This is a genomic window from Caballeronia sp. HLA56 (assembly GCF_054655155.1).
Window position 1 is genome coordinate 2,407,051 of record NZ_BAAHOB010000005.1, and the last position, 22,953, is coordinate 2,430,003.

The window sequence follows — 22,953 nt, forward strand, 5'->3', positions numbered from 1 at the left end:
AATCCGAACGCGGCAGTGACAGTTTCATACAAAGAGGCTTGTCGGTTTTCGAGCGACATCAAAACGTCGCGCCGGCCTTTTTCGTTTCAAGCCTTGGTTTTCGCCGACGTCGCGGCCCACCCGCGGCAACTCACTGAGTTCGCCGTCCGCACGTCAAATTCGTTTGCTATTTCCCGAGTGCAATTTCGCGACTTCTTCCGCGAGGCACCGGCACCGCATTTGCTACGCACTTTTCAGCGCTGACTTCATTCAGGGCTGCGCGGAGCCATCGATTTCGGCCATTGGCTGAAAGTACGCATGCGGCGCCGTCGCGAAACTGCACTATTCCGGCCGATATCGGCAGTAGTCGCCGCCCTCGGAGCGGCGCACCCGGCGCTGGCATCGCGCGCGCGGGGTTGAACACGGAGTCTCTCGCACTATGAATGCTTCACATGACGGCCTCTGGCGCAAACGAGGCGCATCGAGCCAGGCGTCCGATATGACGCTCGACGACATCACCATCGTCGATCAATCGCTTCTCAAGCGCGCGGTCGGCGCCATGGCTATCGGTAACGCGATGGAATGGTTCGACTTCGGCGTGTACAGCTACATCGCCCTGACGCTCGGCAAGGTCTTTTTTCCGTCGAGCAGTCCGGCCGCGCAGTTGCTGGCCACCTTCGGCACGTTCGCGGCCGCGTTTCTCGTGCGCCCGATCGGCGGCATGGTGTTCGGTCCGCTCGGCGACCGCATCGGTCGCAAGCGCGTGCTCGCGATGACCATGATCATGATGGCCGTCGGCACCTTCTGTATCGGTCTCATTCCGAGCTACGCGACCATCGGCGTGATGGCGCCGGTGCTGCTGCTCGCCGCGCGTTTGTTGCAAGGCTTTTCGACGGGCGGGGAATACGGCGGCGCGGCGACGTTCATTGCCGAATTCTCGCCGGACAAGAAGCGCGGCTTCATGTCGAGCTTCCTGGAACTCGGCACGCTCGTGGGCTATGTGCTCGGCGCAGGCGTGGTCGCGGTGTTGACTGCCGCGTTGTCCGAACAGGCGCTCCTCAGCTGGGGCTGGCGCATTCCGTTCATGATCGCGGGTCCGCTCGGGCTGATCGGCTTGTATATCCGGATGAAGCTCGAAGAGACGCCCGCGTTCCAGCGCGAGGCGGAAAAGGCCGAAGCCGTGTCGCACGAAACGACCAAGCAGCAGTTTCGCGAAACGCTCGTGCAGCAATGGAAGCCGCTCTTGCAGTGCGTGGGCCTCGTGCTCATTTTCAACGTGACCGACTACATGGCGCTGTCGTATCTGCCGAGCTATCTCTCGGCGACGCTCAAGTTCAACGAGACGCATGGCCTTTTCATCGTGCTCGTCGTGATGGTGCTGATGATGCCGCTCACGCTGTTCGCGGGCCGTCTGTCGGATACGATCGGCCGCAAACCGGTGATGCTCGCGGGTTGCGTCGGCTTGTTGCTGCTGTCGATCCCGGCGCTCTCGCTGATCCGCCTCGGCACCGTGCCTTCGATCTTCGCGGGCATGATGATTCTCGGTGCGCTTCTGTCGTGTTTCACGGGCGTGATGCCGTCGTCGCTGCCGGCGCTGTTCCCGACTAAGATTCGTTATGGCGCGCTCGCCATCGGCTTCAACGTGTCGGTGTCGCTGTTCGGCGGCACGACGCCGCTCGTGACGGCGTGGCTCGTCGACAAGACCGGCAATCTGATGATGCCCGCGTACTATTTGATGGGCGCGTCGATCATCGGCATCGTTTCGGTCCTCGCGCTGCGCGAGACGGCCAAAAAGCCGCTGAAGGGCTCGCCGCCCGCGGTGGCATCGCATTCGGAAGCGCATGCGATTCTGCGCGGTCATCGCGAGGCAGCAGAGATGGATGGCTCGTTTCCCGAGAATACCGTTCGGGCTTGAGCATCGAGGTTGAGTCGTTAGAACAAAAGCCGGCGCGTGCAAGAGCGCCGGCTTTTTTTATTCGATGAGCGTAACGATGCGCGCCTTTATGTCCGTGTCCTCAGAGTCACCCGTCTCGCCGATTTCGAGCAGACCGACCGTGATCGGCAACTTGAACCTTCGCGGCCCCGCGCTACCCGGATTCACGAACAGCACGCCATTGCGCTTCTCGACGAGCGGCTTGTGCGAATGCCCGGTCACGACGACATGGACGCCATCGAGTGCTTTCGGCACATCGGCGATATCGTGCACGACATGGATTGTCGCGCCCGCCAAGTCGATGCGCGCGTGCTCGGGCAACATCGCGACATCGTCGCCGATATCGTTATTGCCGCGCACGACGGTCAGCGCAGCCAGTTGCGCCAGCGTATCGAGCACTTCGCGCTTGCAGATGTCGCCGGCGTGGATGATGTGTGCAGAGCCGCGCAGGGCCTCGAGCGCTTCGGGGCGAACGAGATTGTGCGTGTCGGAGATGAGGCCGATGAGGGTCATGTTTTCTCGTCGATATGCGCTCGGAGCGCGGGCCATTCACTTGCTGTCGTCGCGCTGTTTTGGCGCGCTGCATGGCAGTGGTAGAATTCGCGTCCGCCCTCTGCCGGGGTGATGAAATTGGTAAACATAGCGGACTTAAAATCCGCCGCCTAACGGCTTGCCGGTTCAAGTCCGGTCCCCGGTACCACTCGCCCATGGTTTCACGCTGAATCGACAGCATAAAGCCAGTCGTCTTTTATCGCGGCGCGCGCTGTTTCCGTTCAGACTTGAACGACCACGAACACAATTGAAACCACCACGCGGGTAATAGCGCAGCGGGCCGAGACCGCGCCCCGCTGCGGGATCAACCCCGTTGCGCTTTCCTTCGCCTGCCTGCTGCATCGATATCGCGGATCACACCGCATTCAACAAGCGTTCTGCATCCCTCACTGCATCGAACAAGGCTTCGATCGGCGTTTCGCGGTCGAGCAGGCAGAGATGCTCGATATCGAACGGCAACGCATCCACACCGATAAACCTCACGGTGCCTCCAAAACATTCACGTCCTCTTCCCCGGCGAACCGAGGCGATATAGTTCGGCGTGACGTAAAGCGCAACGGGCGTCATGGCAATCTCCGCAAACTGGCTTGAGCCGATCGGCGCAGGACCGAGCGGTAAGGCCAAGTCTAGCGGCCGATAATTCGCGCGCGCACCCTCGCCTCGCGGGGACGACATCCCTCCCTGCGCCGCCACCCGCCGTTACAACCCGTGCGCCAATACGCGCGCGATGTAGTGGCGCCCCCACGCCTCGCCATGCGCGAGGGCTCCCGCTATCGTCTCGAACGGACCGTGCGGGCCGATCATCTCGCCGGAATCATCGACCAACCGCGAGCCGTGCACCGCTTTTCCGTCGATGCGCGCCACCCGCACACGAACCGCATAGCCCGCGCCGGACTCGTTTTCGCTTTCTTCCGCGTTGAGCGCCAGCAGATATTCGCCGGCTTCGATATCTTTGCGCATGACGATGGCCTCCACAAAACGAAACGCTATTCGCCGATTGTGCTACCGCCGCGCGCCGCATGCACGACAGGCAAGCACGCCAACGAGCACGACGCCGATGCGGTCACGCAAGCCGCGCCCGCATGTTATAAAGCTCGCCATCCCCTGATTTCGCTCCGATGCGCCCTCGCGCGGCCGAGCATTCACCCTGTTCACCAATGATTACCCGTTCCCGCCTCTTCTTGCTGGTCTGCCTTCCGCTCGTGCTCTTGTCCGGCTGCACTTCCTATTACCGCAACGTCGAAACGTGCAAGGACCGCGTGCGCGCCGAGTATCCCGACGCCGCAAGCGCGCCACTGAAGCTCACCGGATCGGGCGCAAGCTACCACGGTTCGCGCGTCGTCGTGCGCGGCGAATTCCCGACGCAGCCCAAGCCGCCCGCCACGAAAATCGTCCAGACGCCCGCCGCCGCCGAATGCACGTTCGCCGAGAACACGCTGACCGGCTTTCAATGGCTCGCGCCCGCCAGGCTCGTGAAGAAGCCGCAGCCCACGGACGATGCCGCGCAGTAAGGCGGGCGACCGGAAGCGCGCATCTCCACGGCGGCTCGCCGCCGTTCTCGCGCTCAACTCAAGGCAACCATGACCGCTTCGTCCGATTCCTCGAGTCATCATCAGCACTATTCGCGCGCCACGCTCTGGCTGCTTGCGACCATCGCGGGCGTATCGGTCGCCAACATCTACTTCAATCAGCCGCTGCTGGGCGATTTCCGTGGTTCGTTTCCCGGCAGCGCGTATCTGATCGGCGCGGTGCCCGCCGCGACGCAACTCGGCTACGCGCTCGGCATGCTCGTGCTAGCGCCGCTCGGCGATCGCTTCGACCGGCGGCTTCTGATCCTGCTCCAACTGGCCGCGCTCGGCGTGGCGCTCGTGGTGGCGTGCGTCGCGCCGACGCTCGCCGTGCTGATCGCCGCGAGTCTTGCCATTGGCGTCGTCGCGACCATCGCGCAACAAGCCGTGCCGTTCGCCGCCGAACTCGCGCCAGCCGCCGAGCGCGGTCATGCCGTCGGCACGGTGATGAGCGGTCTATTGCTCGGCATCCTGCTCGCGCGGACGGTGTCGGGTTTCGTTGCCGAATACTTCGGCTGGCGCGCGGTGTTCGGCGCTTCCGTGGTCGCGACGATCGTGCTGGCGGTCGTCGTCGTTGCGCGGCTGCCGAAGAGCCGTCCGACGTCTACCTTGCCCTACGGCAAGCTGCTCGTGTCGATGTGGCATCTCGCTGTCGAGAATCCCGGGCTTCGCGAAGCGTCGCTCACGGGCGGCGCGCTCTTTGCAGCATTCAGCGCGTTCTGGTCGCTGCTCACACTCCTGCTCGCTGGCGAGCCGTTTCACATGGGACCGCAGGCCGCGGGACTATTCGGTATCGTCGGCGCGGCGGGCGCGCTCGCGGCGCCGCTTGCGGGCAAGTCGGCGGACCGGCGTGGGCCGCGCGCGGTGATCACGTTGTCCATCGGGCTCGTTGCGCTGTCGTTCGTGGTGTTCGCGTTTTCGGCGCGCAGCATCGCGGGGCTGGTCATCGGCGTGATCGTGCTCGATATCGGCGTGCAGGCCGCGCAGATATCCAACCAGTCGCGCATTTACGCATTGAAGCCGGAGGCGCGCAGCCGCGTGAATACGGTTTATATGGTGGCTTACTTTATCGGCGGGGCGTTGGGATCGGCGCTGGCGTCGCTCGCCTGGCACGCAATGGGATGGACAGGCGTTTGCGTCGTCGGGCTGGCTGCGACGGCGCTGGCGGCGTTCAGTCACTGGCGCGGGCGGGAAGCGGCAGATTCGTTGGCGGGCTCCGGCGGCGGGGATCGCTAACCGCGCTCACCTTGTCTTTCCCGCGCGTGCCGGCAAAGCGCATCCAGCACCCGATCGAACTCCAGCGATTTATCGAAGAAATGGCGCACGCCATATTGCTGGCAGCGCTCGCGATACGTCGGCAACGCGTGATTGGTGAGCACCGCGACAAAGGCCTCGTCGTGTATGGATGCCTTGCCGCTCTCCTGCAACCACGCCAGTACCTCGATGCCCGAGCCGTGCCTGAGTTGCAAGTCGATGATCACCGCATGGAACCGCTGCGACGACAAGAGCGCGATGGCTTCGTCCGGAGCCTCGGCGAACGCGGTCACGCGCCACGGACCGAGCGCGTCGATGGCTTCGGTCAGGCTGCGCCGGATCAGCGGCGAATCCTCGATAAGCAGCACCGCGAGCGGCGTGTCGCGCGCTTCGCGTTGCTGCGCACGGTCGTCGGTGATGATGTGCTTGCCCACTTCGGGCGCCCTCCGGTTCAGCTTGCCGTCCGACTGCGCGTCGCGCTATTCGATCAGGCCGTTCTTGATTGCGTAATACGTGAGATCCGCGTTGTTCGCCAGCCTCATTTTTTCGAGCACGCGCGCGCGGTACGTGCTCACCGTCTTCACCGACAGATGCAGTTCTTCCGCGATCTCAGTCGGAATACGCCCGGCCGCGAGCTTGCAGAAGACCTGAAACTCGCGCTCGGACAACGCCTCGTGCGGGCGTTCGGCGGCAGGCTTGTCGAGCTTGTCGGCGAGCGCGTCGGCGATGAATTCCGACAGATACCGATGCCCGCGCGCCACCGTGCGAATCGCCCGGACGATTTCTTCCGGCGCCGCGTCCTTGTTCAGATAACCGTTCGCGCCCGCCTTCAACAAGTTGATCGCGTACTGACTCTCGGGATAGCCCGACAGCATCAGCACGCCCTGCTCCGGACGAATCTGCTTGATGACACGCAAGGTATCGACGCCGTTCTTGTCTGGCATCGCGATGTCGAGCAACACCACGTCGAACGCCTGAACGCGCACGTGCGCGATGGTTTCGTCGCCAGTGGAGGCTTCCGCCGCCACTTCCATATCGGGTTCGTCCGCGACAAACTGCTTGAAACCGCTGCGTACGATCGCATGGTCGTCGGCTATCAGGACTCGGATCATTCGCGCTTGAAATCAGGGATGAGCCGCCATTGTACGCATGCGCCCACGCAAAAGATGCGCGGTCTCGGACGAGTTCCGCGCATCGCGTGACGTCATGCCGGCATGCCCTGCTATTTAGCCGTTACGGCCTTCCAGCAGATCGGCCATGTCGTCGGCGTGCTCTTCTTCCACCGCCAGGATGTCTTCGAAGATACGGCGCGTGGTGACATCCTTGTCGCCGAGATAGCGAATGATCTCCCGATACGTATCGATCGCAATCCGCTCGGCGATCAGATTCTCGCGGATCATGTCGATCAGGTCCGAGCCTTCCTTGTACTCGGAATGCGAGCGCGACTTCAGGCTGTCGGGTGCGAAGTTCGGCGCCCCGCCCAGTTGGACGATGCGCTCCGCGAGCGTATCGGCGTGTTCCTGTTCCTCGTTGGCGTGTTCGAGAAACTCTGCCGCCACAGCTTCAGAATGAATGCCCTTGGCCATGAAATAGTGACGCTTGTAGCGCAGCGTGCAGACGATTTCTGTCGCGAGCGAGTCGTTCAGCAGCTTGAGCACGACTTCGCGGTCCGCGCCGTAGCTCGGCGTGACCGGGCCCTCGTCCATGTGCGTGCGCGCATCGGCGCGGATCTTTTCCACGTCGAGGACGAATGCGTCCCGCGATTGAGTCGGCGCGGCTTGTACAGCAGACGATTTGGACATTTGGTTCGCTCCTTGATATTTGATGAAAGACGTTCGCTGGAGCAGGCCTACGCGTGCCGCTTTGTTCATAGGGCCCTGCTATCCAATCAAAAAGCTCCGATGCACGCGCCATGCCTGCTCCCACCAATGCTTCGCAAAAGGCGCGGGCCGCGCGAGCGGCCCGGTGCAGCAAGGCTTTCAGGCGTACGTCAGGTTCGGAACACGCCCAGCAGCAACGTGACGACGAACACCACCAGGAAAATGTAGAAAAGGATCTTGGCGATTTCCGCGGCGCCCGCGGCAATGCCGGTAAAGCCGAACACGGCCGCGATTATCGCGATGACGAAGAAAACGGCAGCGTAATGAAGCATGGAATCCCCCTGACTTGCTTTTGATGGTCTGATTCAGGTTCGGGCGCGAGTGAGTTGGTCGCTAATCGACTATTTTCTTGGTGACGACGAAACCGAGTACCAGGAACACGACGCACAAAATCAGGAACAGCACGAACAAGAATTTGGCGATGGTCGCAGCGCCCGCCGCCACACCCGTGAACCCGAGAAGACCGGCGATCACGGCCACGATCGCGAAAAACAATGCCCACTTCAGCATGATCGTTCCCCGTTGGAATGATTGAAAAATGATGACGAACCCATGCTAGCCGGGCCTTTAGGCGCGCGCATCCGGGCTGGCTCCTTTTTTGCTGTGGGAATCCACCGACATCCGCTTTCAAACGGCTTTGCCGGCGTGGCTCACGACGCCCGCCGGAACCGCAGAAACACACCATGAGCCACGTTCTAAAAGACGCCGCGCCGGCAGCATCTGAAACTCCACAGGGACTCGCCCGGCGCGCGACGCATATCAACGAATGGATGCATCGCTATAGCTGGGCGGTCGCGATGACGGTGGCTATCGTCATTACCGTCGGCGGGCTCGTGATTCTGGAATCGGGGCGCATGCGCATCGCGGCCGAGTACGAGACCGCGCTCGATGCAAAAAGCGCCACCGCGCAGTTATCGTCGCTGGCGGCCGATATCGCCACGCTCAGCGCCGAGGAACGCGGTTTCGCGCTCGCCGCCGACGACACCTACAAGAGCCACTTCGCGCAAACGGCCGGGCGCGTGCGCCGCGCGTTGACATCGCTCGATAGCTATTACCGCCGCATCGGCGATGACGCCGCGCTTGCGAGCTTCGCGCAGATTCGCGCGGCGGCCGACGAGAACATCGCGCAAGGTGAGGCGCATCTCGCCGATCTGTCGAAGACGCCCGCGGATGCGGAAATGCGCGCCCGCGTCGTGGCGACGCCGTCGCCCGACACCAGCGCCACGCTCGATGCCGCGCTCGCCCTCTTGCGGCTGAACGAAGAGCAACGCGCGCAGCACGCGCTCGATGCAAGCCGCGCCGATCAGCGCATTTCCACGTTGTGCGTCGGCGCGTTGTGCGCGCTCAACATCGTCCTGTTCCTGCTGCTGTTCCGCAATCTCGGTATCCAGTTGGACAAGCAGGACCGCGTGCAGAAGAAGCTCATTACGCAGCAGGAGGAACTCGACCGGCTCGTGTTCGAACGCACGCGTCAGCTCGAAGCACTCGCGTGGCATTTGCAATCCGTGAGCGAAAACGAAAAGACCGAACTTGCGCGCGAACTGCACGACGAACTCGGCTCCATTCTTACCGCGAGCAAGATGGATGTCGCGTGGGTGCGCGGCAAGCTCAGGACGAGCGAACCCGCCATGTCCGACAAGCTCGCGCGCGCCATCGGCAATCTGGACCAGGGAATTGCGCTCAAGCGGCGAATTATCGAAGACATGCGGCCGACCGTGCTTGCCAACTTCGGTCTCGTGACCGCGCTGCGCTCGCTCGCCGATGAAGCCGCGCAACGCAACGGCTGGAGCGTCGAATTCGATCTTCCCGGCGACGATGTAAAGCTCGGCGAGGCTATCGAGATCGCGCTCTTTCGGGTGGCGCAGGAGACGCTCACGAACGCGGCGAAATACGCGCGCGCGAACCGCATCGAAATCGCGCTCGCGCTCGATGGTGACGACGTTGCGCTCGCTATCGCGGATGACGGCATCGGCATACGTCCGCAGGATTTGAAGCGCACGCAGACGCACGGACTGGTCGGCATGCGTCAGCGCGTGTCGGCGCGCGGCGGGCGCTTCGAGATCGAACGCGTGGCGCCGCATGGCACGCGCATCAGCGTGTCGATGCCACGCGAGCGCAGCGCGGGCACGTTCATCGATGCAAGCGCGCCGGCGGCCGTTCCGCTTGCCTGATTACGTAGGACGATACTTACGCCAATAGCAGAGACGGCCGACACCAAAAACCCGTGTGCGCCTACAGCGGCGACTACGCCGCTTTTTTATGATTGATCACAACGGAAGCCTCGAAGGGCTACCCGAATTTCTAATTCAAGGGGAACACACATGACTCGAATCATCGCTTTGCTGCTGATCGCCGGCACCGCCGCGCTCGCGGGCTGCAATACCATGTCGGGCGCGGGCCAGGATATCTCGAAGGGCGGTCAGGCTATTTCGAATTCGGCCGAAGAGCATAAGTAAATTGGCCGCGGCGCGGTGAGCCAGGCGCTCATCGCGTTGATGTTTCGTGCTGATTTTCTGTCGTCCCGTCATGTTTTTTGGCGGGATTTTTTTCGTTTATCTTTAGTACGTGAGAGAGCGTGGATGCGTGGCGCCTGAGGCTTGCTTGCCTCGCGTGATCGGCGACGTTCGCACGTAGGTAGGCGGCCGGATGTCTGCGAGGGTCATAAACCCGCTCCTCTTCGAATGAAAAAACCCCACGCGTGTGGCAGCGTGGGGCTCGTCAATAACTGCGCCCTGTTACCCGGGCGCTTCAACTTACAGCGTGTCCGGCAACTCGATTGCAGGCGTCGTGGTATTGCCGCCCTGTGCAACGAGCACGCGAATCTTGTTCGGGATCACTTGCGACAGCGCGTTGCCTGAAGGCAGCGTCGTCACGAGCCAATCAGCGTTGTTGCTCAGATTGAACGATGCCGACGCATACACCGGCGTCTTCGAACCCGGCAGCGTCGCGACCAGCTGATACGTCCCGCCGTTGACGTAGAGCGAGTCTTGCGTCGTTGCCGGCACGGCGTTCTTGAAGCCGACGCCCGCCATCGTCGGATTGACGGTCGCGATGTTCGTCCCCGGTGCGACCAGATACAGATCGAGAGTCTGCGCATTCGCCGACGCATTGAAGCCGCGCACCCGCGCGCTGTTCGAGAGCAGACCCTTGTCGAACGGATCGTCGATCACGGCGATGGACGGCAGGAAACCCGCGTCAGGCAGCGCGATCACCGTGTACTCGTGACCCTTGGCGGCATTCGAGATGCTCGTGTCGGTCGCGAGTTGCGTCGTCGTGTTGACGGCGGCGTAGGAGAAGTTCTGCTGGCCCGTATCGATGTTTGCGAAGTTCGTCACCGTCTGGTAGCCGAGATTCGCTTGCAGCACCTTGCCGTTGTCGTAGAAATCGACGTTGGGGGCACTCGGGATCGCGTGGATGAAGTGGACTTCTGGATTCGTGAGTCCGAGTTCCTTGCCTACGTCGTCGGAGCCGCCACAAGCGGACAGGAGCGAGGCGACAGCGGCAAGCGCGGTGACTGTGCGGATGAGCTTCATGTTTCCACCTTCCTTAGCTTTAATCATTGATTTTGTTGTCCGGTCCGCGCTGCGAGCACCACGCTTAAGTGATCATGCGTATTGCCCGGCGCGCCTCGGAAGACCCCTTCTCTCTTTTGCTTCTATTCCCTTGAACGACAGGCTTTCGTGTCATGCCGATGAAACTGTCGTTCGAGGGTGACGGCATTGAGCAATGCGCATGCCCTGCATCGGTGCGCAGAGGCGGCAGATATGACGGGAAGCCTTGCGCCGCAAGGCTTTGTTATTCGTTAGAAGAATTGCTCGGGCCGAGCTGGAAGGCCGACTAAAGCGGCGCCGGATACGAGCGAATGCAGCGCGCGGAGGAGGTTTTTACAAAAGGAAAGGCGGAAGGCGTGCAGCTCAAATCAACCCGCGCCGCCGATAATCAAACCAGAACGACAACGCAACGCTCATCAAAATCACGACCGTGGCGACAACCGTCCACTGCGTGATGATTTCCCCGAGCAACAAAGCGCCCAATAAAACCGCGACGACCGGATTCACGTAAAGACAACTCGTCGCGACAATCGTGCTCGTGTTCCGAATGAGAAAGTTATAAGCGACATACGCGGCCATCGAACCGATCACGACGAGATACAAGAACGAAAACCCCGCGCCCATGCTCACTGGGCCAAGGCGCTCGCCTGACACGAACGCGATGACAGTCGCGATAAGCCCGCCAAGCCCGATCTGCAACGCAGTCGACATCAGCAGATTGGAAGGCTGCGAGAGACGGCTTGCCAGATGCGCCCCGCCCGCCCAAAAAATTGCCGCGCACAAGATGGCAAGCGTGCCGACGGTCGAGCTCGGCGAGGGATCGCCATGATTGAGCAACACGATACCCACGAGACCCAGCGCCACCGCAAACCATTCGCCCTTCGCCACACTGCGCCCGGCAAGCGCGGTGAAGATCGTCGCGAAGAGCGGCACGGTAGCCACCATCACGGCAGCCGTGCCGGTTCCCACCGTGCGCATGCCGTAAGCCATCATCCCGCTCGACAAACCTTCGAGCAAAGTCCCGACGATCGCTGCATTACGTACTTCACGCGCCGTCGGCCACACCGCCTTGCGATGCACGGCAATCACGAAGAGACCGACGCCAGCGCACAGGTTACGCAGGCCGCCGAGCATGAGCGGCGGAAACGATTCGAGCGCCAGGTGAATGCCGAGATACGTCGATCCCCACACGAGATAAACGACGGCCAACGCGAGCGCGACGCGTCCCTTGAGGCTGCGAGGAGCGCGAAACGGAAAGCGGTCGGGAAAACCGAGCGGCAGACGCGGAGGTACGGCAGACATGCATTACTCCGCGAAGCGCGCCCGGATCGGGGCAAGAGACTTGCAATGGGGACTGCCGCCAATCGACCGAACGGGGCATGAGCTTGAAGAACGCGCGCGCCAGGTGACGAACGAGGCGGGACTGACGATGGACGGCATGACGGAGCGAAAGAAGTGCGGAAGCGACAGGCGGGGCGACTGCTGACGACATCCGGGTAAGTACCGAAAATCGCGCGCTCGCCATTATGCAGTAAGCGCCTGCGCTTCAGCGCAAACTTCGCGAACGGTTGCCAAGATGCCACGCCACGATGTATGGTGACGCCTGCTAACGCGGGGGTCCTGCGTTGCACATCGCGATTCGTCCGGCTGCGTCGACTGAATGGCCCGTGCAATGTGGGTGAGAAATACCCTTTGAACCTGATCTGGATAATGCCAGCGCAGGGAAGCGTTCGGGCCTCGGCGCACGGTATCTCTCTCACGCGCCACGTCTTCTCGGGCCCGCACCTTTCCATCTCGTTCCTCCCTGTCTAGCTCCTGAATCAGCCGAGCTCGCCGGCGTTCGTTTGTTCGTCGTTCATTCGATCGCCCGCGTGCTCGCTGTCAATTACCGTCCCTGCGACTGAAAAGGAGAAACAGCACATGAATGCGAATCCCAAGTTCCTGTCCGAAAACGCCATCGTCGATGCAGCCGCCATCGCGCCGCTGCCCAACTCGCGCAAGGTCTACGTGACGGGTTCGACGCCCGACATCCGCGTGCCGATGCGCGAGATCACGCAGTCCGACACGCCCGACAGTTTCGGCGGCGAAAAGAATCCGCCGGTGTACGTGTACGACACGTCCGGCCCCTACTCCGATCCGGACGCGAAGATCGACATCCGCTCCGGTTTGCCCGCGTTGCGCGCCGGCTGGATCGAAGCGCGCGGCGACACCGAGGAACTCGCGGGTCTTTCGAGCGAATTCGGCCGCGAGCGCGCCGCCGATCCAAAAACGGCCGAGCTGCGCTTCCCGGATCTGCATCGTCATCCGCGACGCGCGACGCCCGGCAAGAACGTGTCGCAGATGCATTACGCGCGGCAGGGCATCGTCACGCCGGAGATGGAATACATCGCCATTCGCGAGAATCAGCGCCGCGCCGAATACCTCGAAAGCCTCAAGACGAGCGGTCCGAACGGCGCAAAGCTCGCCGCGATGATGGGCCGTCAGCATCCCGGCCAGTCGTTCGGCGCGGTGCCGTTCGACAAGGACGCCCTGAAGGCCATCACGCCCGAGTTCGTACGCGATGAAGTGGCGCGCGGCCGCGCGATCATCCCCGCGAACATCAATCACCCGGAAAGCGAGCCGATGATCATCGGGCGCAACTTCCTCGTGAAGATCAACGCGAACATCGGCAATTCGGCGGTGAGTTCGTCGATCGGCGAGGAAGTCGACAAGATGACCTGGGCGATCCGCTGGGGCGGCGACACGGTGATGGACTTGTCCACGGGCAAGCACATTCACGAGACGCGCGAGTGGATCATCCGCAATTCGCCGGTGCCGATCGGCACGGTGCCGATCTATCAGGCGCTCGAAAAGGTCAACGGCAAGGCCGAAGACCTGACCTGGGAAATCTTTCGCGACACGCTCGTCGAGCAAGCCGAGCAAGGCGTCGATTACTTCACCATTCACGCGGGCGTGCGCCTGCAATACGTGCCGCTGACGGCCAACCGCATGACGGGTATCGTCTCGCGCGGCGGCTCGATCATGGCGAAATGGTGTCTCGCGCATCATCGGGAAAGCTTTATCTACGAGCACTTCGAAGACATCTGCGAGATCATGAAGCAGTACGACGTCTCGTTCTCGCTCGGCGACGGCCTGCGTCCCGGCTCCATCTACGACGCGAACGACGAAGCCCAGCTCGGCGAACTGAAGACGCTCGGCGAACTCACGCAGATCGCGTGGAAGCACGACGTGCAAGTGATGATCGAAGGCCCCGGCCATGTGCCGATGCAGCTCATCAAGGAGAACATGGACCTGCAGCTGGAATGGTGCGACGAGGCGCCCTTCTACACGCTCGGGCCGCTCACCACCGACATCGCGCCGGGCTACGATCACATCACCTCGGGCATCGGCGCGGCGATGATCGGCTGGTTCGGCACCGCCATGCTTTGCTACGTCACGCCGAAGGAGCATCTCGGACTTCCGAACAAGGACGACGTGAAGACCGGCATCATCACGTACAAGCTCGCGGCGCACGCGGCCGATCTGGCGAAGGGTCATCCAGGCGCGCAGGTGCGCGACAACGCGCTATCCAAGGCACGCTTCGAGTTTCGCTGGGAAGACCAGTTCAACCTCGGCCTCGATCCCGACAAGGCGCGCGAGTTTCACGACGAAACCTTGCCGAAGGATTCCGCCAAAGTCGCGCATTTCTGCTCAATGTGCGGCCCGCACTTCTGCTCGATGAAGATCACGCAGGACGTGCGCGACTTCGCGGCCAAGCAAGGCGTCTCCGAAAGCGATGCGCTCGCCAAGGGCATGCAGACCAAGGCCATCGAGTTCGTGAAGAAGGGCGCGGAGATTTATCAGCCGACCTGAAGCAAACGCTGACTGTACGCAACGGCCTGTGCTTCCTTGCAGGCCGTTTTTGCATGGCGCGCGCGTGCACCGTTTCGGGCATCTTTCCTGCTGATAAACGAACGAACCGGCGAAAAAAACGTTGCGGCGTCCGTCGATGAAAGCCAGATCGTGATCGAACGGCAGGACGCGTGGGCAAAGCCGCGGCCGTTTCATTGATCAATCGTTCTGGAGAGTCGACATGAAAATCATCAAACAAATCGGCGCCGCAGCAGTGGTCGTTTCCCTTCTCGCCGGACTCACGGCCTGCGACAACATGACGACGCGTCAACGCGATACGGCTGTTGGCGCTGGTGTTGGCGCCGCGGGTGGGGCCGTGATCGGCGGAAGCGCGTTATCGACGTTGGGGGGCGCGGCAGTAGGCGGGGTTATCGGCAATCAAGTCGGGAAGTAAGCGGGCGATCCACAGTCATCTTATGCGGCAAGCAGCGATGCTTGCCGCCGCTTCGATCGAGGGCTGTTTCAGGATTGATACACGCCGAGGTTTGTTAGCGGACGCGCGACGCGCACGCCGCAACGATCGAGTAAGCTCCTTCTTAACGGACCCTTCCTCGCAATCGCATAGGTAGAGTCCGGCAAGCCGCAAGCAAGGAGCAGCATCATGATTTCCCCGCGCATCATCTTCGGTTACAGGGCAGCGGCCGCTTCGCTTGCTGCCGGATTGCTTCTCGGCGGATGCTACCTGCCGTATCCCGACTACCCCGCTTATTACTATCCGCCGGTTCCCGCTGCCTATACGCAACGTGAGTTCGCGTTACCGGCGCAAGGTGCTTCGGGCGTCAGTGCCGCTAACGCGCCGTCGCAAGCTCAGTACGCAGTGGCCGCGCCGACAGTCGACTACTCGACGATCTATACGAGCACGCCGTATGCGCCGGCTTATCCCTATCCTTACGCGTACGCACCTTATCCCGCTTACGCCGCTTATCCCGCATATGCTGCTTACCCCGGTTATTACGGCTACGGTTATCCGTCGGTGTCGATCGGCTTCGGCTACTGGGGCGGCGGCGGATGTTGCTGGGGACGCGGCTATGGCGGCGGATGGCATGGCGGCGGCGGTGGATGGCACGGCGGTGGCGGCGGATGGCACGGCGGCGGTGGCAGTTGGCAAGGCGGCGGTGGACATGGCGGTGGCGGCCATGGCCATTGAATAAGGAAACACCACGCTCGAATGCGGCGTCGATGTCGCACTCTGCGCCGCTATTACCGACAAAAGTAACAACTCTGAAACATTTTCCGGCAATGCAGACGCAATTCGCTTGCCTTGCCACTCTGTACGATCGGCCACTTTCCTTATCCGACAAGGCCCTGGCGGATTACGCCGGTGCTTTGGCACGATTATCGCTAAATGGTATCCCTACTTATTGGACCGCGCGGGTGTCAGCCCAAGCGTTACCTATCGTTCTCGGGGATTGGACATGATGGCCTTCGCTTTTTTCCTGCTGTGGATGGTCGCATCCCTTGGGCTGCTCGCGCTCTGGGTATTTCGCCAAGTGCCGGCATCGCGTCTTGATTCCAGCGCCGCACAACGAACAACGGCTACTCCAGCGACCGTCGAGAGCTGAGCGCCGCATCCCGCGAAACGCGTGACCAACCGTCCGAACGGAGCAGATGCGTCACGTCCCTTTCCGCTTCCATCCGGCATCCTTACGCCAATATTCAAGCCTTGACGAGGGCCATCCTCGCCCTATTCTTAGTGAGCGCGTTATGCGGTTGCTTAAAGTCTTCGATACCACTCGAACCAGCAGCGAAGACCGCGGCATCCATCCAAGAATAGAGACACAGGAGACCCGATGTTCCATCAGATCCTCACGCCTATCGCGGGTTCGCTCGCGCTCTCCTTCATCGTTGCCGCGTTGCCTATCATCGTCGTACTCGTCATGCTCGGCTGGGCGCGCCGTCCCGCGTGGCAGGCTTCGCTTGCGGGACTGATCGTCGCGTTGATCATCGCGATGGTGGGCTGGCACTTCCCGCTTGGACTCGCGCTCGACTCCATCGCGGCCGGCGCCGTGTTCGCGCTCTGGCCGGTGATGTGGATCGTGTTCTCCGCGATCCTGCTCTACAACGTCGCGCAACGCTCGGGACGCTTCGAAGCGTTTCGCGTGTGGATGATCGACAACCTGCCGAACGACCGGCGCATCGTGCTCGTGGTCATCGGCTTTTCGTTCGGCGCATTGCTCGAAGGCATCTCGGGCTTCGGCACGCCGATCGCCATCACGAGTTCGCTCTTGATCTTGCTCGGCTTTCCGACGCTCGAAGCGCTCACGTTCACGCTGATCTTCAACACGGCGCCAGTCGCGTTCGGCGCGCTCGGCGTACCGATCACCGTGCTCGGCGCGGTCACACACTTGCCCACCGATGCACTCGCCAAGATGGTCGGCCGCCAGTTGCCGTTCTTCGCGTTCTTCCTGCCGTTCTATGTTATCGGTATCTACGCGGGCTTTCGCAACATGCTGCGCGTGTGGCCCGTGCTGCTCGTCTCGGGCGGCGCGTTCGCGCTGACGCAGTACGTCACGTCGAACTACATCAGCTATTCGCTCACCGATGTCCTCTCCTCGCTCGTCTCGCTGATCCTCACCATAGCGTTCCTGCGCGTCTGGAAGCCCGCGCCCGACGAACGCTTCGCGGTGAACGTCGATCGCCTCGCCAACGCGCGCGGCAACGTCTCGGCCGCTCAGGGATGGATGCCGTGGATCGTCGTCTCGGTCGTGGTGATCGTCTGGACGGTAGCCAAGATATTCCTCATCGGCGACGTGAAGGTCCCGTGGCCAGGGCTCGACAAGGCGGTCTACATCACGCTCTACAATCAGCCCTACGGCGCGATCTGGGACTTCCAGCCGCTCGCCACCGGCACGGCGATTCTCGTGGCGGCTATCATCACCGCGCTCCTGGTAAAGCTGCCGGCAAGCGAGTTCGGCCACGCTATCGTCGATACCTGGGTGCAAACGCGCATTGCCATCTTCACGGTGGCGACCATCGTCGGGCTCGCGTATCTCATGAACTACTCGGGCATGAACTACACGCTCGGACTCGGGGTGGCCTCGGTCGGGCCGTTCTTCCCGCTCGTGTCGGCCTTTCTCGGCTGGGTGGCGGTGTTTCTCTCAGGCAGCGATACCTCGGGCAACGCGCTCTTCGGCAACCTTCAGGTGGTCGCCGCTCATCAACTCAATCTCAATCCTGTGCTGATGGCCGCGACCAATTCGTCCGGCGGCGTGATGGGCAAGATGATCTCGCCGCAAAACATTTCGACGGGCGTCGCCACGACCGAACTCAAGGGCAAGGAAGGACTCGTCTTCGCGCGCACCTTCAAGCATTCGATTCTGCTCACCATCATTCTCGGCATTCTCGTGTGGCTGCAGCAGAACGTGTTGACGTGGATGATTCCGCCACATTGATTGTTCCTTGCGGTCTCATCGGCGCGATGACCGACGGCGCACGGCGCGGTGCTAACATGCGCGGACTTTTCCTTGGAACACTGAAGTCCGCATCGTCATGTCACCCGTCAATTTGTTGCAACTCGTCTGTCTCGCCGCGCTCTGGGGCGCGTCGTTTCTCTTTATCCGCGTGGGCGTCGCCGAGTTCGGCGTCGCGCCGCTCATGGCCTTGCGCGTCGGCATCGGCGCCGTGTTTCTCGTCGCCATGCTGCTCGGCCGCCGCCAGTTTTCGAGCAGTCTCGCGATCATGCGCAAGCGTGCGCTACCGCTACTCATCGTCGGCATTCTCAATTCGGCCGCGCCGTTCTGCCTATTCGCTTATGCTGAGTTGACGCTTTCGGCTGGCGCCACATCCGTCATCAATGCGACGACGCCGCTGTGGGGCGCGCTCGTCGCCTATCTCTGGCTGAAGGACCGGCTCACGACCTTGCGCACTATCGGTACGGCGATCGGTTTCGCGGGGGTGCTGCTGCTCGTGTGGAATCAGATAGAAGGCTCGCCCGGATCGGCGGGATCGGGCGGGGCGGGCGTGCTGGCGGCGGCCGCGGCGCTCGCGGCATCGGCGCTATATGGTGTTGCGGGCAACTTCGCGAAAAAGTATCTGATGGACGTCGATGCCATGACCAACGCCGCGGGCAGCATGATCGGCGCGACGCTCGTGCTCGCGCCTATCGCCTTCGTCACGTGGCCCGCCGCGCCGGTCTCCGCGCCTGCATGGGCGGCGGTGCTCGCGCTGGGCGTGGGTTGCACGGGTATCGCGTACTTCATCTACTACCATCTGGTCGCGGTCGTCGGTCCCGCGCGCGCGATGACCGTCACTTTCGTCATTCCGCTCTTCGGCATTCTGTGGGGCGCGTTGTTTCTGCATGAGCGGGTGTCGCTCGTCATGCTCGAAGGCTGTGCCGTCGTCCTTGCGGGCACCGCGCTCGCCACCGGCGCGATCAAGCGCCTGCCGTTTTCAGGACGCCGCAAGCTCGTAGGCTGAACTAGACTGCAAACAGCGCAGCCGCTGCCGCAGTGCGAGATTCATCGAATTGTTCAGATGCGCGTTGCATTTCGTGCAACGCGCCGGCATGCGCATCCATGCGTTTCCTGGAGCAGACCATGCACGACTTTTTCGCGAAGGCCAGGCACGAATTGATGAAGATGCTGCCGCCCACCTTGTTCTTCTTCGTCGTGCTGCACGTGGTGATGGTCGTGCACGCGCTCATGGTGAAAGGCGCCGGCCTGTCGATTCCCGCGTCGGCATCCGTGCTCGTCGCCTCGCTCATTCTCGGCAAGGCGGTTCTACTCGCCGACATGCTGCCGTTCATCAATCGCTATCCCGAGCGCCCGCTCATCTGGAATGCGGGATGGAAAACCGTCATTTACACGCTCGTCGCGCTGGTGCTCCATTACCTGGAGCGCTTGTTCGAGTTCTGGAAAGAGACGCATAGTCTTGCGGCCGCGCACCAGGACTTGCTGGACCATCTGAACTGGCCGCAATTCTGGGCCGTGCAGATTTTGCTCGTCACGCTCGTCTTCAACTATTGCGTCTTCGCGGAACTCGCGCGCGTGCTCGGACGCGGCAGGCTTAAGACGATCATGCTCGGGCCGCTCGATGTATCGCCCGCGGAGCAGCACGGCTGACGCGCCGCTTCAACTCCCGCTCGAATCCCGCTTGAATTCCCGCTTCAGTCGCCGTGCACCGGCCCGCGCCCAGCCTTGATCGCCCCGCGCCTGACCTTGCCTTCGACGCGCCGCACTTGCGAACCGCGCGTTGGCTTGGTCGCGATGCGCTTGCGGCGCACGATGCTCACGCTGCGAATCAGCTCGTCGAGCCGCGCGAGCGCCGCCGCGCGATTCATGTCCTGCGTCCGATATTCCTGCGCCTTGATGACGACCACACCATCGCGCGTCACGCGGCTATCCGACAGCGCGAGCAGCCGCGCCTTGATGTGCTCCGGCAACGACGATGCGCGGATGTCGAAGCGCAGATGAATGGCGCTCGATACCTTATTGACGTTCTGCCCGCCCGCACCCTGCGCGCGCACGGCCGTCAGCTCGATCTCGTGCGGCGGCACGGCGATGCTGTCGCTCATCGGTGGGCTCCCTTGAAGATGTGTTCGGCGCTTTTCACGTGAGCATAACAAAGGCCGCGAGGCGCCGAAAAGCTGGCCATTCGGACGAGTTCCGAACGAAGCGCAAGTGAGTTATAAGTGCATGACAAGTGCGATAGACTCAACCCGCCTGACCGCCTGGGTCCGGAGCGTGCTTCGCCCGTGGTCATAACGAGCGTCAAACCAGGAAGTCGATGCGCTATTCGTTCGAAATCAGGAAGTTCATTTACAGCCAGTATTTCTTCGGCGGCTTGCGGATCGCTCTGGGCGTGTCCCTGCCCGCCGTGCTCATGCTCATCGTGTTTCACAATCGCGAGCTGGGCTTCACCATCGCGACGGGCGCGCTTGGCGCGTGTGTCATCGACATGCCGGGTCCGCTCAAATACAAGCACAACGAGATGCTCGCGTGCACGGTGATCGGCTTCTTCTCGGCGCTCGCCACGGGCATTGCGACGGCGCATCCGTTGACGCTATGGCTCACGGTCGTGCCGCTCACCTTCGTGCTCTCGCTGATCGTCGTCTATGGCAACCGCTGGCCGCAGATCAGCTTCGCCACGCTCTTCATGATGGTGGTCACGCTGGAAGAGCACTTCACGCCGATGCAGGCGCTCGTCAACGCGTCGTGGATCTTGCTGGGCGGCCTCTGGTACACGTACTGGGCCACGCTCGTGAGCCGGCTGCTCGTGTATCGCATCGAACAGCAGGCGCTGGCGCAGAGCATCTTCAGTTGCGCGGAATATTTGCAGGCGCGCGCCGAGTTTTACGACAACGACGCCGATCTCGACGAATGCTACCGAAAGCTCATCGAAAAGCAGATTGCGGCGGTGGAGCAACAGGAAGCCGCGCGCGACATCGTGCTGCGCAATCTGCCGAAAGTAAAAAGCCGCAAGCTCGACGCGCGGCGCGCGCGGCTTTTCAATCTGTTCATCAACGTGGTGGATCTGCACGAGTTCTTCGTCGGCGCGCATACGGACTATCCGCTCGTGCGCAAGACGTTCGCGGGCTCGGACGTGCTGATCTTTTATCGCGACCTGATGCGCAAGGCGAGCGCGGATCTCGAAGAAATCGGCTTGGCCGTATTGCAGAACAGTTCCGCGCCCAGGCAGATCAGCATGAAGGCGGAGCTGCGCGCTATCGAGTACGAACTCGAACTCATGCGCAAGCACGGCATGCCCGAGAAGAACGCCGAAGCCTACGCGGCCGCGGCGGCGGTGTTCCGCCGTTTGTGGAGCGCCACGCGCCTGATCGACAAGATGCGCCGCCGCACGCGCGATGACGCGAGCCTGATCGAAACCGAAGTGCAGATCGACCATGCGTTGTCGCGTTTCATATCGAGCCGGCGCGTGCCGTTCATGCAGATTTTCTCGAATCTCACGATGGCCTCGCCGAGCTTCCGGCACGCGCTTCGGGTCACGATCGCGGTGGGCATCGGCTTCTGGCTGGGACGGCTCTTGCCGCTCACGAACGCGTACTGGATCGTGATGACCACGGTCATCATTCTGAAGCCCGGCTATTCGCTCACGAAGCAGCGCAACACGCAGCGGATCATCGGCACGGCGATAGGCTGCGCGCTGACCATCGCGCTGATTCTGCTCGTGAAGGAGCCGCACATTCTGCTCATCGTGATGTTCGCGTCGATGGTGATGAGCTACAGCCTGCTGCTCTTCAACTATGCGGCGAGCGTGGTGTTCACGTCGTCGTATGTGCTCTTGATGTTTCATCTGCTCGCGCCGGGAAGCATGCGGCTGATCGGCGAACGGGCTATCGATACGGTGGTTGGTTGCGCGATTGCAATCGCGGCGAGCCATCTGTTCCCGTATTGGGAATATCGGCTGATGGGCAAGCTCGTGAAGGATCTGCTTGGCGCGACGCGCAATTACCTCGAGGCGAGTTGGTGGTGGAAGGCCAAGAGCGCGAGCGCGGGGCAAGCGGAGAGTAAAGCGCGTGGCGGTGCGGGTGCGGGTGCGGGTGCGGGTGCGGGTGCGGGTGCGGGTGCGGGTGCGGGTGCGGGTGCGGGTACAAGCACCCGCATGCAAGATTCGATTGCACCGGCCGCCGTCGCCACGGCCACCGCGACACAGACGCTAGACGACGCCGCCGTATCGACCATCGTGATCGCGAAAGAAGCCGCCAACGAATCCACCGTCGACACTCCCGCGCTCGATCCGAATCTCGTGACGGCATCGGCGGTACGTGCCGCGAGCGCAACGGCGGAAAAGCTGTCGTCGGTGAGCATCGGCGAGAGCACGGCGGCGACCACCAGCAAGGGCGCATCGGCTGCCGCGACCGTCGCCGCCACCGCGCTGGACCGCGACTTCCGCTACCGGCTCGCGCGCAAGAACGTGCACATTGCGTTCGCCAATCTCGCGCAAGCGTTCCAGCGAATGATGCTGGAGCCCAAGGCGCAGCAAAAATACGTCGCCGAACTCAACGATCTGCTCGTGCAAAGTCACGTGCTCGCGTCGCAGATCACGGCAGCGGCGCCGCTTCTGCAAACGATCAACGAAGCCGAAGGTCAGGCGTTCGAACCGTTGCAACGGACTTTCGGAATCGTGCGCGACAATCTGTCCGATGCACAGGGCGCGCTGCCGGAGCCCGCGCGCGAAGAAGCGACACCGGCGAATGCGGACGACATCAAGGAACTGCGCCGTGAACTCGACGCCATGGTCACGAACGCCGAACGCACGCAGGCGTTGCCCGCCGATACCCTTCACGATCTCAAACTGCTTGCGCATCAATGCAAGCAGATGCTTACGGCTTCCGCGCTGATCAGCAAGGATGCGGCGCAGATTCGCTTGCCGGTTTGAGGGGCTCG

Annotated in this window: 23 protein-coding genes, 1 tRNA gene and 1 riboswitch; of the genes, 13 read left to right on the forward strand and 11 right to left on the reverse strand. The window is 62.2% G+C overall.

Annotation, left to right across the window (positions count from 1 at the left end; all coding sequences use genetic code 11):
- Positions 1 to 418 precede the first annotated feature (418 nt).
- The gene (proP, locus tag ACYQ47_RS30800) at positions 419 to 1,894 is read left to right on the forward strand and encodes a glycine betaine/L-proline transporter ProP (RefSeq protein ID WP_459908537.1); all 1,476 of its coding nucleotides are present in this window, start codon (positions 419 to 421) and stop codon (positions 1,892 to 1,894) included.
- A 57-nt stretch (positions 1,895 to 1,951) separates the two neighbouring features.
- Here the strand turns inward: proP and ACYQ47_RS30805 are convergent, their stop codons facing one another.
- Positions 1,952 to 2,425, reverse strand: a complete 474-nt coding sequence (locus ACYQ47_RS30805; protein WP_250508840.1) for a metallophosphoesterase family protein — start codon at positions 2,423 to 2,425, stop codon at positions 1,952 to 1,954.
- 102 nt (positions 2,426 to 2,527) lie between these two features.
- On the opposite strand from ACYQ47_RS30805, the gene ACYQ47_RS30810 reads away from it, so the two are divergent.
- Positions 2,528 to 2,612: transfer RNA gene (locus tag ACYQ47_RS30810), tRNA-Leu, on the forward strand.
- Positions 2,613 to 2,818: 206 nt separating this feature from the next.
- Here ACYQ47_RS30810 and ACYQ47_RS30815 read toward each other — a convergent pair.
- Positions 2,819 to 3,031, reverse strand: a complete 213-nt coding sequence (locus tag ACYQ47_RS30815; protein WP_250464302.1) for a hypothetical protein — start codon at positions 3,029 to 3,031, stop codon at positions 2,819 to 2,821.
- Between the two features lie 132 nt (positions 3,032 to 3,163).
- Positions 3,164 to 3,439: a hypothetical protein gene (locus tag ACYQ47_RS30820; RefSeq protein WP_244827572.1), complete on the reverse strand. Its 276-nt coding sequence runs from the start codon at positions 3,437 to 3,439 to the stop codon at positions 3,164 to 3,166.
- Between the two features lie 182 nt (positions 3,440 to 3,621).
- On the opposite strand from ACYQ47_RS30820, the gene ACYQ47_RS30825 reads away from it, so the two are divergent.
- A complete protein-coding gene (locus ACYQ47_RS30825) occupies positions 3,622 to 3,975 on the forward strand; it encodes a hypothetical protein (protein WP_244827571.1) in 354 nt (117 codons plus the stop codon).
- Between the two features lie 69 nt (positions 3,976 to 4,044).
- The gene (locus ACYQ47_RS30830) at positions 4,045 to 5,268 is read left to right on the forward strand and encodes an MFS transporter (protein WP_459908540.1); all 1,224 of its coding nucleotides are present in this window, start codon (positions 4,045 to 4,047) and stop codon (positions 5,266 to 5,268) included.
- On the opposite strand, the gene ACYQ47_RS30835 is transcribed toward ACYQ47_RS30830, so the two are convergent.
- From ACYQ47_RS30835 to ACYQ47_RS30855, 5 genes are all read right to left on the reverse strand, one after another.
- Entirely contained in the window at positions 5,265 to 5,720 is a 456-nt protein-coding gene (locus ACYQ47_RS30835; RefSeq protein ID WP_244827569.1) for a response regulator, read from the reverse strand. The two genes, ACYQ47_RS30830 and ACYQ47_RS30835, sit on opposite strands and share 4 nt — an antisense overlap.
- Before the next feature lie 45 nt (positions 5,721 to 5,765).
- Positions 5,766 to 6,398, reverse strand: coding sequence for a response regulator (locus ACYQ47_RS30840; RefSeq protein WP_244827568.1), 633 nt, complete (start codon positions 6,396 to 6,398; stop codon positions 5,766 to 5,768).
- A gap of 114 nt (positions 6,399 to 6,512) precedes the next feature.
- The gene (locus ACYQ47_RS30845) at positions 6,513 to 7,088 is read right to left on the reverse strand and encodes a ferritin-like domain-containing protein (protein WP_244827567.1); all 576 of its coding nucleotides are present in this window, start codon (positions 7,086 to 7,088) and stop codon (positions 6,513 to 6,515) included.
- A 188-nt stretch (positions 7,089 to 7,276) separates the two neighbouring features.
- Complete coding sequence (locus tag ACYQ47_RS30850) at positions 7,277 to 7,438, reverse strand: DUF1328 domain-containing protein (protein ID WP_040048814.1); 162 nt, start codon at positions 7,436 to 7,438, stop codon at positions 7,277 to 7,279.
- A 61-nt stretch (positions 7,439 to 7,499) separates the two neighbouring features.
- Positions 7,500 to 7,676 (reverse strand): DUF1328 domain-containing protein, encoded by a 177-nt coding sequence (locus tag ACYQ47_RS30855; protein ID WP_132450940.1) that lies wholly within the window; start codon positions 7,674 to 7,676, stop codon positions 7,500 to 7,502.
- Positions 7,677 to 7,849: 173 nt separating this feature from the next.
- Between ACYQ47_RS30855 and ACYQ47_RS30860 the strand changes: the two genes are divergently transcribed.
- Both ACYQ47_RS30860 and ACYQ47_RS30865 read left to right on the forward strand, forming a co-directional pair.
- Complete coding sequence (locus ACYQ47_RS30860; RefSeq protein ID WP_459908544.1) at positions 7,850 to 9,337, forward strand: sensor histidine kinase; 1,488 nt, start codon at positions 7,850 to 7,852, stop codon at positions 9,335 to 9,337.
- Between the two features lie 150 nt (positions 9,338 to 9,487).
- Complete coding sequence (locus ACYQ47_RS30865; protein WP_244827565.1) at positions 9,488 to 9,622, forward strand: entericidin A/B family lipoprotein; 135 nt, start codon at positions 9,488 to 9,490, stop codon at positions 9,620 to 9,622.
- Positions 9,623 to 9,919: 297 nt separating this feature from the next.
- Here the strand turns inward: ACYQ47_RS30865 and ACYQ47_RS30870 are convergent, their stop codons facing one another.
- Positions 9,920 to 10,699 carry a DUF4397 domain-containing protein gene (locus ACYQ47_RS30870; protein WP_250464294.1) on the reverse strand — a complete coding sequence of 260 codons (780 nt, stop codon included), beginning with the start codon at positions 10,697 to 10,699 and terminating at the stop codon, positions 9,920 to 9,922.
- A 381-nt stretch (positions 10,700 to 11,080) separates the two neighbouring features.
- The gene (locus ACYQ47_RS30875) at positions 11,081 to 12,019 is read right to left on the reverse strand and encodes an EamA family transporter (protein WP_459908547.1); all 939 of its coding nucleotides are present in this window, start codon (positions 12,017 to 12,019) and stop codon (positions 11,081 to 11,083) included.
- Between the two features lie 301 nt (positions 12,020 to 12,320).
- A riboswitch (TPP riboswitch) is annotated at positions 12,321 to 12,460 on the forward strand.
- Positions 12,461 to 12,637: 177 nt separating this feature from the next.
- Here ACYQ47_RS30875 and thiC point away from each other — a divergent pair.
- From thiC to ACYQ47_RS30905, 6 genes are all read left to right on the forward strand, one after another.
- Complete coding sequence (gene thiC / locus ACYQ47_RS30880) at positions 12,638 to 14,569, forward strand: phosphomethylpyrimidine synthase ThiC (protein WP_459908549.1); 1,932 nt, start codon at positions 12,638 to 12,640, stop codon at positions 14,567 to 14,569.
- A gap of 220 nt (positions 14,570 to 14,789) precedes the next feature.
- A complete protein-coding gene (locus ACYQ47_RS30885; protein WP_244827561.1) occupies positions 14,790 to 15,002 on the forward strand; it encodes a glycine zipper domain-containing protein in 213 nt (70 codons plus the stop codon).
- Between the two features lie 207 nt (positions 15,003 to 15,209).
- On the forward strand, positions 15,210 to 15,755 hold the full coding sequence (locus ACYQ47_RS30890) for a hypothetical protein (RefSeq protein WP_244827560.1): 546 nt from the start codon (positions 15,210 to 15,212) through the stop codon (positions 15,753 to 15,755).
- A 643-nt stretch (positions 15,756 to 16,398) separates the two neighbouring features.
- Complete coding sequence (locus tag ACYQ47_RS30895) at positions 16,399 to 18,000, forward strand: L-lactate permease (protein ID WP_459908552.1); 1,602 nt, start codon at positions 16,399 to 16,401, stop codon at positions 17,998 to 18,000.
- Between the two features lie 97 nt (positions 18,001 to 18,097).
- Complete coding sequence (locus ACYQ47_RS30900; RefSeq protein WP_459908554.1) at positions 18,098 to 19,024, forward strand: DMT family transporter; 927 nt, start codon at positions 18,098 to 18,100, stop codon at positions 19,022 to 19,024.
- 119 nt (positions 19,025 to 19,143) lie between these two features.
- Complete coding sequence (locus ACYQ47_RS30905; protein ID WP_244827557.1) at positions 19,144 to 19,668, forward strand: hypothetical protein; 525 nt, start codon at positions 19,144 to 19,146, stop codon at positions 19,666 to 19,668.
- Between the two features lie 44 nt (positions 19,669 to 19,712).
- On the opposite strand, the gene arfB is transcribed toward ACYQ47_RS30905, so the two are convergent.
- On the reverse strand, positions 19,713 to 20,120 hold the full coding sequence (gene arfB, locus ACYQ47_RS30910) for an alternative ribosome rescue aminoacyl-tRNA hydrolase ArfB (protein ID WP_250464280.1): 408 nt from the start codon (positions 20,118 to 20,120) through the stop codon (positions 19,713 to 19,715).
- A 212-nt stretch (positions 20,121 to 20,332) separates the two neighbouring features.
- Here arfB and ACYQ47_RS30915 point away from each other — a divergent pair, with 212 nt between their 5' ends.
- Positions 20,333 to 22,945: an FUSC family protein gene (locus tag ACYQ47_RS30915; RefSeq protein ID WP_459908556.1), complete on the forward strand. Its 2,613-nt coding sequence runs from the start codon at positions 20,333 to 20,335 to the stop codon at positions 22,943 to 22,945.
- The last annotated feature ends 8 nt before the right edge of the window (positions 22,946 to 22,953 follow it).

Excerpts from the sequence above, each read along its gene's own strand:
- proP (WP_459908537.1), top strand. The coding sequence starts at position 419 with ATGAATGCTTCACATGACGGCCTCTGGCGCAAACGAGGCGCATCGAGC.
- ACYQ47_RS30805 (WP_250508840.1), bottom strand. The coding sequence starts at position 2,425 with ATGACCCTCATCGGCCTCATCTCCGACACGCACAATCTCGTTCGCCCC.
- ACYQ47_RS30815 (WP_250464302.1), bottom strand. The coding sequence starts at position 3,031 with ATGACGCCCGTTGCGCTTTACGTCACGCCGAACTATATCGCCTCGGTT.
- ACYQ47_RS30825 (WP_244827571.1), top strand. The coding sequence starts at position 3,622 with ATGATTACCCGTTCCCGCCTCTTCTTGCTGGTCTGCCTTCCGCTCGTG.
- ACYQ47_RS30830 (WP_459908540.1), top strand. The coding sequence starts at position 4,045 with ATGACCGCTTCGTCCGATTCCTCGAGTCATCATCAGCACTATTCGCGC.
- ACYQ47_RS30840 (WP_244827568.1), bottom strand. The coding sequence starts at position 6,398 with ATGATCCGAGTCCTGATAGCCGACGACCATGCGATCGTACGCAGCGGT.
- ACYQ47_RS30845 (WP_244827567.1), bottom strand. The coding sequence starts at position 7,088 with ATGTCCAAATCGTCTGCTGTACAAGCCGCGCCGACTCAATCGCGGGAC.
- ACYQ47_RS30850 (WP_040048814.1), bottom strand. The coding sequence starts at position 7,438 with ATGCTTCATTACGCTGCCGTTTTCTTCGTCATCGCGATAATCGCGGCC.
- ACYQ47_RS30855 (WP_132450940.1), bottom strand. The coding sequence starts at position 7,676 with ATGCTGAAGTGGGCATTGTTTTTCGCGATCGTGGCCGTGATCGCCGGT.
- ACYQ47_RS30860 (WP_459908544.1), top strand. The coding sequence starts at position 7,850 with ATGAGCCACGTTCTAAAAGACGCCGCGCCGGCAGCATCTGAAACTCCA.
- ACYQ47_RS30865 (WP_244827565.1), top strand. The coding sequence starts at position 9,488 with ATGACTCGAATCATCGCTTTGCTGCTGATCGCCGGCACCGCCGCGCTC.
- ACYQ47_RS30870 (WP_250464294.1), bottom strand. The coding sequence starts at position 10,699 with ATGAAGCTCATCCGCACAGTCACCGCGCTTGCCGCTGTCGCCTCGCTC.
- ACYQ47_RS30875 (WP_459908547.1), bottom strand. The coding sequence starts at position 12,019 with ATGTCTGCCGTACCTCCGCGTCTGCCGCTCGGTTTTCCCGACCGCTTT.
- thiC (WP_459908549.1), top strand. The coding sequence starts at position 12,638 with ATGAATGCGAATCCCAAGTTCCTGTCCGAAAACGCCATCGTCGATGCA.
- ACYQ47_RS30885 (WP_244827561.1), top strand. The coding sequence starts at position 14,790 with ATGAAAATCATCAAACAAATCGGCGCCGCAGCAGTGGTCGTTTCCCTT.
- ACYQ47_RS30890 (WP_244827560.1), top strand. The coding sequence starts at position 15,210 with ATGATTTCCCCGCGCATCATCTTCGGTTACAGGGCAGCGGCCGCTTCG.
- ACYQ47_RS30895 (WP_459908552.1), top strand. The coding sequence starts at position 16,399 with ATGTTCCATCAGATCCTCACGCCTATCGCGGGTTCGCTCGCGCTCTCC.
- ACYQ47_RS30900 (WP_459908554.1), top strand. The coding sequence starts at position 18,098 with ATGTCACCCGTCAATTTGTTGCAACTCGTCTGTCTCGCCGCGCTCTGG.
- ACYQ47_RS30905 (WP_244827557.1), top strand. The coding sequence starts at position 19,144 with ATGCACGACTTTTTCGCGAAGGCCAGGCACGAATTGATGAAGATGCTG.
- arfB (WP_250464280.1), bottom strand. The coding sequence starts at position 20,120 with ATGAGCGACAGCATCGCCGTGCCGCCGCACGAGATCGAGCTGACGGCC.
- ACYQ47_RS30915 (WP_459908556.1), top strand. The coding sequence starts at position 20,333 with ATGCGCTATTCGTTCGAAATCAGGAAGTTCATTTACAGCCAGTATTTC.